Origin of the sequence: Arthrobacter sp. HMWF013 (assembly GCF_003061105.1) — a bacterium.
GTDB lineage: Bacteria > Actinomycetota > Actinomycetes > Actinomycetales > Micrococcaceae > Arthrobacter.
The window spans coordinates 1-5,288 of record NZ_QAIQ01000407.1; the positions used below are offsets into that span (position 1 = coordinate 1).

A 5,288-nucleotide genomic window follows, 5' to 3' on the forward strand; every position below is an offset into this window, starting at 1 on the left:
GTGCGACGCCGGGGATGACGTGATCTTCGCGTGGCGCTCCTTCGAGGCGTACCCCATCCTGGTGGAGCTGGCAGGCGCCCGGCCGGTTCGGATTCCGCTGGACGAGGCCGAGGGCCACGACCTCGATGCCATGGCCGCGGCCGTCACTGACCGCACCAAGGTGATCCTGCTCTGCACCCCCAACAATCCCACCGGCGTGCCGATCAGCCATGAACGCATCGAGGCGTTCCTGCGCTCCGTCCGCTCCGACATCCTGGTGGTGATCGACGAGGCCTACGTGGAATACGCCGAAGCGGGCAGCGGCCCCGACTCCCTGGCGCTCTACCGCGAGTACCCGAACGTCTGCATCCTGCGCACCTTCTCGAAGGCCTACGGGCTGGCCGGCCTGCGCGTGGGATACGCCGTGGCGGCCCCGGCAATCGCCGACGGACTGCGCCGGACCGCCCTGCCCTTCGCCGTGAGCGCGCTGGCCCAGAAGGCGGCCGTCGCATCGCTGGACGCCGGCGGGGAGATGGACGCGCGGGTTGGCGCCGTCAAGCAGGAGCGCGCCCGGATGGCCGCGCAGCTGGAAGCCCAGGGCTGGAAACTGCAGGCGAGCCAGGGCAACTTCCTGTGGATCCGTGCGGACGAGCACCTCATGGCGAGCCTGGTGGATGCGTTCGACCACGCAGGCATTATGGTCCGGGCATACCAGGGCGACGGCGTGCGGATCACCGTTGCCGGCCCCGCCTCCAACGACCGCGTGCTCCGGCTTTTGGAAGCCCACGCAGCCTCAACAATCGACTGACCTGTTACCCCAACCCGTTCCACCGACAACCAGAGGACTCCCCATGGAACAACAGACAAAGACGTCTGCCCGCCCACTTGGCGCCGCACTCAAACCCCGCCAGCTCACCATGATGGGGCTCGGAAGCGCCATCGGCGCGGGCCTGTTCATCGGCTCCGGCGCCGGCATCCAGGCCGCTGGCCCGGCCGTGCTGATCTCCTACCTCGTGGCCGGCACCCTCATCATCCTGGTGATGTGGGCCCTCGGCGAGATGGCCGCCGCCAATCCGGACAGCGGTGCCTTCTCCGTCTATACAGCCAAGGCCTACGGGCCGGTGGCCGGTGCCACGGTTGGCTGGCTGTGGTGGCTGCAGCTCGTGGTGGTCATCGCGGCCGAAGCCCTCGGTGCGGCAGGCCTGCTGGCCACCATTTTCCCGGCCCTGCCGGTGTGGCTGATGGCCTTCGTGTTCATCGTGGTGCTCACCGCCGTGAACCTCACCAGCGTGAAGAACTTCGGCGAGTTCGAGTTCTGGTTTGCCCTGCTCAAGGTGGCAGCAATCGTCGGGTTCCTCCTGGTTGGTGCGGCCCTGCTCTTCGGCTGGCTGCCGGGCGTCCAGTCGCCGGGCCTGTCAAACTTCACCGGAGCCGGATTCGCGCCGGACGGCTTCGCCGGTATTGCCACAGCGCTCTTTGTGGTGGCGTTCGCGTTCGGCGGCACCGAGATCGTGTCCGTGGCGGCAGCCGAGACCGCGGAGCCTGCCCGCAGCGTGAAGAAAGCGGTCCGCACCGTGCTGTGGCGCATCCTGGTCTTCTACATCGGCGCGATCTTCATCATCGCGGCGGTGGTTCCCGTGGGCTCGGCGGGGCTGAAGAGCCCGTTCGCCGCCGTGCTGGAGGCCGCCGGCATGCCCGGCGCGGCCACCGCCATCACCCTGGTAGCCGTAGCTGCACTGCTTTCCGCCCTTAACGCCAACCTCTACGGTGCGTCACGGATGGCGTACTCCCTCGCGGAGCGTGGCGAAGCACCACGCCTCCTCGCTTCCGTGTCCAAGGCACGGGTCCCGGTTGTCGCAGTTCTGGCCAGCGTCGCCTTCGGCGTGGTCACGGTGGTGCTGGAGCTGGCTTTCCCTGAGATGGTCCTTCCCGTCCTGCTCAACATCGTGGGTTCGACCTGCCTGTTGGTGTGGACGTCCGCGCTCCTCGCCCAGCTCGCGCTGCGCCTCCGTGCCGACCGCGAGGGAACTGAACTTCCCCTGCGGATGCCCGGCTTCCCGTGGCTCACGTGCTTTGGTCTGGTCATCCTTGCGGCGATCTTCACGGTGGGCTTCATCGGCGAGGATTCCCGGCCCCAGCTCCTGAGCACTTTTGGGTTGGTGGCGGTACTTGCTGTGGGGTGCTGGGTGAACCACCGGCCGCGGAAAGTTGCGACGGTTGCCGAGTCTTCGAACAGTGCCGAGCAGCCGGTGCTCATTGACTGAATCACCCGCCTGAACCCCTCCGCGGATTCAGGGCAAACAAAGGGCGCGTCGGGCGGCTGCGGGGCCGTTCCCGGTGACACAGTACCGTTACTCGTCCAATGGTCACCGGCAGACCAAGAGTTTGTGTCCACGGTTTTCGAGTTCCCGTCACTTTCCTGGCTAACGAGGATCAGTTTGAGGCTTTCCGCGGAATTGGCCGCTTGGTATCCCAAGTTATCGATGAACTTACGCAGCCGGGTGAGCATTTCCACGACTCACGCGACGCTAAAGTTAGCAGCCGTCTCAACCTCCGAGTACGGCCTGTGCTCTCCCGGAAGCTGTCGATTGAAGCTGCCAATCAGGGAGTGCGCTGAGCAGGTACGCAACTGAGCGCTTGACCACTTGAGGGAAGGTCGCTGGAACGATATCTAAAGGATCGATAGTTCGGCATGCCCGTTCGCTTCAAGGCAACGGGACACATCCGCCTTTGTTGCCGCCCTCTGCTTCCCTGACCGCAGGGACAGAACCACCCGCCATTGGCATGACGCCGAAAGATATTGATGCGACGACCATGGTGACGCAGTCATACCCGGCTCCAGGACAACAGGGCTTAGCTTACGGGGGCACCTGGTTATCGGCCGCCGACGGGAATTACGACGGCGGTGTGTTGGTGTCTGCCGACCGTCGCATCACGGGTCCATGAGTGAGCCGGGGGCGCGAGCTTCTTGCCCGTCTCCAACCAGGTCTTTTCGCGTGTGAGGATCGTCGGCCAGCCGCCGTACAGCTATTCAGTGGTGCCCTAGAGGCCGTGACGCGACAGGAACCCCGACGGGCTCAATTTCGGCAGGTGATCTTCGAGGTGCTTCGGTCTTAATGTCCTAGCCCCGCAAGGCAAACGCGGGCGGCTGTCGCTCCAGTCAAGACTTTGTGCACGCTGGTTTTCCAGGTACCCGCGTGCGGCTCGTGGGCCGGGTGACTGGATAACATTTGGCGATACAGATGACTTGATCGATGCCGCGAGTTGCGCGGGGATTAGCGTGGAGAAATCACCTATGTAGAGTCGCCGCGTGTCCATTGTCATCCCGGCATACACCCGGCATGCAGGAGAGGAGAATGAGGAGTTAGGATCACGGAATGACATTAGTGACCGCTAGCATTTCGCCTCTTGTCTTTAGCCATGGAGACACAATTACTATCAGGGCGGAGAGTGTCCCCGCTGCCGCGCAACAAGTCGAGGCCTGCCTCGCGCTCGTCACTTCCACCGAAACTACGTGGTGTGCGACCGTCCCCCTCAACTTACTCGGCGATGGGGCAGCCGAGGCCACTCATGTTTTTGAAAGTGCGCTCGTCGAATCCGTTGTTGTTGTCGAAAGGCTGGTCATTGATGGAAATAGCACTTTAGTATCGGGATTCAATATGAGCATCGCCAACGTAGCAGGGCATCTAAGTCCTGTCCCTGGCGAGGTGGAGAGGCACGCCGCCCAGATTTCAGAAGCACAAGAGTTGAGATACGGAGTTCCGCTAGGTGATCCAGGGGCTCCTGGTGCAAAGGAGTACAGAGTTGCTCACCTGGTGTCAGGGCTGCTGCTGACAACCAGCCTCAAGTTGCCAGGCTCTAATATCTTTGGGTTAGCTTCACGCCCACAGGGGCTCGACGCTGCTGCTCTTACCGAAGCGACCGCCTCGGAGCTCGGCTGGCCGAGCAGAGCTGCTCAGCCTCAATGGTCGGACGCTTTTTCTCAGAACCATCCGGTCTCCGTCGTAGTGTTCCCGGCTGTATTCGCAAACTCGGTCGAGGAGCTGCTTCCCATGTGTCGGCAGGAGCGAGATGTCATCATGTCGCTACTTGCTTTGGACCGGGGAGCGAAGGGGCAGCCGCTCGTTACTATTATCGAAGAGCGAGATGGCGAACGAGTCCTGGCAAGTAAATTCTCTTTCGATCACCGCGTTTATCAGGGGAACCTAGCTGGCGGATTTCTCTCCGGCGAAAACCAAACAGACCTTCTGGTGAAGTACTCAGCAGTAGAGAACGACGGGCTAGTCAAGCTGTGTATTGACCTTTTTGCCGAGGCCACAGACGACGACTCGAAAGATGCCAAGTTCTTCCGATATTGGTCCGCCCTGGAAACCCTTGCAATTGCACGCGTTGCATCGGGGCAGCGTTTGGCGCGACTGGACGGAACGCTCTGGCCTGATGGAGCAAACACCTCCCAAGCGGAGCCGCGAGTCTACGAATTGATTGCCGACCGCATATTCGGCGGTCAGGACAAAATCGACGAGAACAGTGTGAGCAGACCCGCCGCCGATCTCTATACACTCGTAAGAGGTTGGTATGCCCGCCGGAACGCCACGGCTCACTACGGACGGTTTGTGCTCGGGGACCCTACCCAGGCCGCAGCCGGTTGGTACTCCAGGGCTGTCGCCACCCAGTCTCAGCCCGGCCTTGAGGAGGAATGGCTGCGCGCTATCCGAGATGTCTGTCAGTGGGTTCTGCGCAACGAAGCTCGGCGAGTCGGCCGCCCTCTGGTCTGAGATGCAGCGATCGAGATGCTCGCCGATAACGAGCTGCGCGGTGCGAATGGCTGTAGCTGATCATGCTGTGCGACCTGCCGTCCAACACGCCTACCGCTGGCGAATTACTGGATTACTTTGACGGTTTCTCGAGCGGCTCCAACAACATGACCCAGCTGGCCCTGGACCTGTAAAGGGACTCGGCGATCGTATACGCAGGTTTCAATGAAGGTAATCCTGCAGTCAAAAAGCTCTCGGGCGTAGCGGCTGGCGCTTCCGCTGGGGCTGAAGGAGTGGTGGTCCGTGCCAGGCCCGCTAAGCACCCAAGTCAGTTGCGGTGCCGCCGCCGGGAATCTCAACGGAACCTCTCCACGATCGACCGGTTCGCCGCCGAGGCAGCCCGCGATGGTGCCGCGCTGGGTCCCCTTCCTGGAGTACCCACCTGCGAAAAGATGAAGGTGGACGCGAGGGTTCCGGCGGGGGCCGAGCCGCTGGACAGTCCTGCCTGCCCGGAATTCGCAGGCATCGCCCGTCGGCACCGCCTCGCCCTTGTGG

General features: G+C 62.8%; 3 protein-coding genes and 1 pseudogene. All 4 read left to right on the plus strand.

What is annotated here, in order from left to right:
* Positions 1-787, plus strand: a 787-nt coding sequence (locus DBR22_RS15085) for an aminotransferase class I/II-fold pyridoxal phosphate-dependent enzyme (protein ID WP_108599701.1), incomplete at its 5' end; no start/stop codon positions are given.
* Between the two features lie 43 nt (positions 788-830).
* Positions 831-2,243: an amino acid permease gene (locus DBR22_RS15090; RefSeq protein ID WP_108599702.1), complete on the plus strand. Its 1,413-nt coding sequence runs from the start codon at positions 831-833 to the stop codon at positions 2,241-2,243.
* Between the two features lie 1,113 nt (positions 2,244-3,356).
* Positions 3,357-4,754: a hypothetical protein gene (locus DBR22_RS15100; protein ID WP_146187514.1), complete on the plus strand. Its 1,398-nt coding sequence runs from the start codon at positions 3,357-3,359 to the stop codon at positions 4,752-4,754.
* 275 nt (positions 4,755-5,029) lie between these two features.
* Positions 5,030-5,288 (plus strand): annotated as a pseudogene (locus DBR22_RS24165) (hypothetical protein); the annotation flags it as partial.